Origin of the sequence: Streptomyces sp. YS-3, assembly GCF_045257485.1 — a bacterium.
GTDB lineage: Bacteria > Actinomycetota > Actinomycetes > Streptomycetales > Streptomycetaceae > Streptomyces.
Map to the genome: position 1 here is coordinate 1 of NZ_JBJHPC010000785.1, position 2,668 is coordinate 2,668.

The window sequence follows — 2,668 nt, forward strand, 5'->3', positions numbered from 1 at the left end:
CCCATGAGCACTCCGCAGCCCCAGCCCCTCCCCCTCGACGGCATCACCGTCGTCGCCGTGGAGCAGGCCGTCGCCGCCCCCTTCGCCACCCGCCAGCTCGCCGACCTCGGCGCCCGGGTCATCAAGGTCGAGCGGCCCGACGGCGGCGACTTCGCCCGGCACTACGACACCGCCGCCCGCGGCCTCGCCTCGCACTTCGTCTGGTGCAACCGCGGCAAGGAGTCGATCGCCCTCGATCTGAAGGACCCGCGCGGACTGGACGTCCTGCGGCGGCTGATCGCCGGGGCCGATGTGTTCGTGCAGAACCTGGCGCACGGGGCCGCCGCCAGGATGGGCCTGGACGCGGCCACGCTGTGCGCCGCGCACCCGCGCCTGGTCGCGGTCGACATATCGGGGTACGGCGCCGACGGCCCGTACGCGCACCGGCGGGCGTACGACATGCTCGTCCAGTGCGAGGCCGGGCTCGTCTCGGTGACGGGGACGCCGGAGCAGCCCGTGAAGGCGGGTATTCCGGCCGCCGACATCGCCGCCGCCATGTACGCGTACTCGGGCGTCCTCGCGGCGCTGCTGCGCCGGGGCACGACCGGCCGGGGCGGCCCGGTGGAGATCTCGATGCTGGACGCGCTGGCGGAGTGGCTGGGCCATCCGCTGCACCATGTGATGCACGGGGGGACGGAACCGGCGCGCACCGGTGTCGCGCACGCCGTCATCGCCCCGTACAACGCCTATGCGACGGCCGACGGCCAGGTGCTGCTCTCCGTACAGAACGACCGCGAATGGCGCCGACTGGCCGTACAGGTCCTGGAGCGACCGGAGTTGGCCGAGGATCCGGCGTACGCGACCAATACCGCGCGGACCGCGCACCGGGCGCGGACCGACAAGGCGGTCGGGGACGCGCTGGCCCCGATGACGGCCGACGAGGCGGTGGCGCGGCTGGAGGCGGCGGGCATCGCCTGCGCCCGGCTCAACACGGTCGCCCAGGTCGCCGCGCATCCGCAGCTCGCCGCGCGCGACCGCTGGCGGGAGGTGGACTCCCCGGTGGGGCCGCTGCGGGCGCTGCTGCCGCCGGTCGGTCTGCCGGGCGGCCCCGAGCCGCGGATGGGGGCGGTGCCGGCCTTGGGCGAGCACACCGAAGCGCTGCTGCGAGCCCTGGGGATGACAGAGGAGCTGACAGCAGCGCTGCGCCGGGACGGCGTGATCGCCTGAACATGGATCAGAAAGTCAAAGGGTTCTCGGGAATCCGGTTTCCCGGGGTGCCGGATTCTCGGGAAGTCACTGATCGTGGGCTGTCGTGGACTTCAGCCGCGGCTGCCGAAGAGCGAGCGGCGAAGGCGCCGCAGCGGGGCGAAGAGCGAGACGCGGGCGCTCTTGCTCCTCCGGCTGTGCGCGATGTCACGCGAGGTCAGCTCACGCATCAGCAACGTCGCCTCGGCCGACTCCCGCAGCGGGACGGCGGGACCGCCCAGCACCGAGAGATGGCGGTCGAGGCGCGAGCTGGTCGCACTGCTCCCGCAGGTGATGGCAGGTACTCGCGCCCTGCTGCGCACTGTTATCTGTTCCATGTCACTCCCCACCCATACGAGGGCACCCGGCCCCGGGCAGGGTAACCCTATCGCCCCCGCGTCACACTCGTGTATCCCGGTGGTGGGATTCACCTCTCCCGAGGAGGGGTTGACAGAAGCACCCGGTTACTCTCTGAATATGCCTGATTCCAGGGCGAGTTGGACAGTGCATCCAAGGGGGCCGCTACCGCGCTGACCTGAGCTAACGTGGAGAGGATCCGCGGTAGTTGGTCGTCTTGTGGTCGTCCCGTCGCCAAGGAGGCCCGCCAGTGAGCGAAGTGCCGGGCAGCGAACAGCGCGTGATCCAGGGACGCTACCGTCTGCTCTCCCCGCTCGGCCGCGGCGGCATGGGCGAGGTGTGGCGGGCGCGCGACGAGGTGCTGGGGCGCGAGGTCGCCGTGAAGGAGGTACGGGCGCCGGCCGGGCTCGACTCCACCGACGAACAGCGGATGTACGCGCGCCTCGAACGCGAGGCGTGGGCGGCGGCCCGGATATCGCACCGCAACGTGGTGACGGTCTACGACGTGGCGACCCACGAGGGCCGCCCCTGGATCGTGATGGAGCTCGTAAGGGGGCTGTCGCTCTCCGAGGTGCTGGAGGCGGACGGGCCGCTGACCCCGCAGCGCGCCGCGCACATCGGCGCCGAGGTCCTCGCGGCCCTGCGCGCCGCGCACGCGGCCGGGGTGCTGCACCGCGATGTGAAGCCCGCCAATGTGCTGCTCGCCAACGACGGCCGGGTGGTCCTCACCGACTTCGGCATCGCCATGGTGGCGGGCACGTCCACGCTCACGATGACCGGCGAGGTGATCGGCTCGCCCGAGTTCCTCTCCCCCGAACAGGCGCTGGGGCGCACCCCCGGGCCCGCCTCGGACCTGTGGTCGCTGGGTGTGCTGCTGTACGCGGCGGTCGAGGGCAGCTCGCCCTTCCGCCAGTCCACCCCGCTCTCCACGCTGCGGGCCGTGGTGGACGAGGAGCTGCCGCCGCCGCGCCGGGCGGGCGCGCTCGCCCCGGTGATCTCGGGGCTGCTGCGCAAGGACCCGGCCGGGCGTCTGTCGCCGCAGGACGCCGAGCGCCAGTTGCGGGCGGTGGGGGCGGGCGCGCCCGCC

At 72.9% G+C, this 2,668-nt stretch carries 3 protein-coding genes; 2 read left to right on the top strand and 1 reads right to left on the bottom strand.

Features of this window, described 5'->3' with window-relative positions; translation table 11 throughout:
- Positions 1–3: 3 nt before the first annotated feature.
- Positions 4–1,206 carry a CaiB/BaiF CoA transferase family protein gene (locus ACJA3G_RS34715; protein ID WP_406557016.1) on the top strand — a complete coding sequence of 401 codons (1,203 nt, stop codon included), beginning with the start codon at positions 4–6 and terminating at the stop codon, positions 1,204–1,206.
- A 92-nt stretch (positions 1,207–1,298) separates the two neighbouring features.
- Here ACJA3G_RS34715 and ACJA3G_RS34720 read toward each other — a convergent pair whose 3' ends face one another.
- Positions 1,299–1,562 (bottom strand): hypothetical protein, encoded by a 264-nt coding sequence (locus ACJA3G_RS34720; protein WP_406557014.1) that lies wholly within the window; start codon positions 1,560–1,562, stop codon positions 1,299–1,301.
- A gap of 269 nt (positions 1,563–1,831) precedes the next feature.
- On the opposite strand from ACJA3G_RS34720, the gene ACJA3G_RS34725 reads away from it, so the two are divergent.
- A partial coding sequence (locus ACJA3G_RS34725; RefSeq protein WP_406557015.1) for a serine/threonine-protein kinase occupies positions 1,832–2,668 on the top strand: 837 nt, incomplete at its 3' end.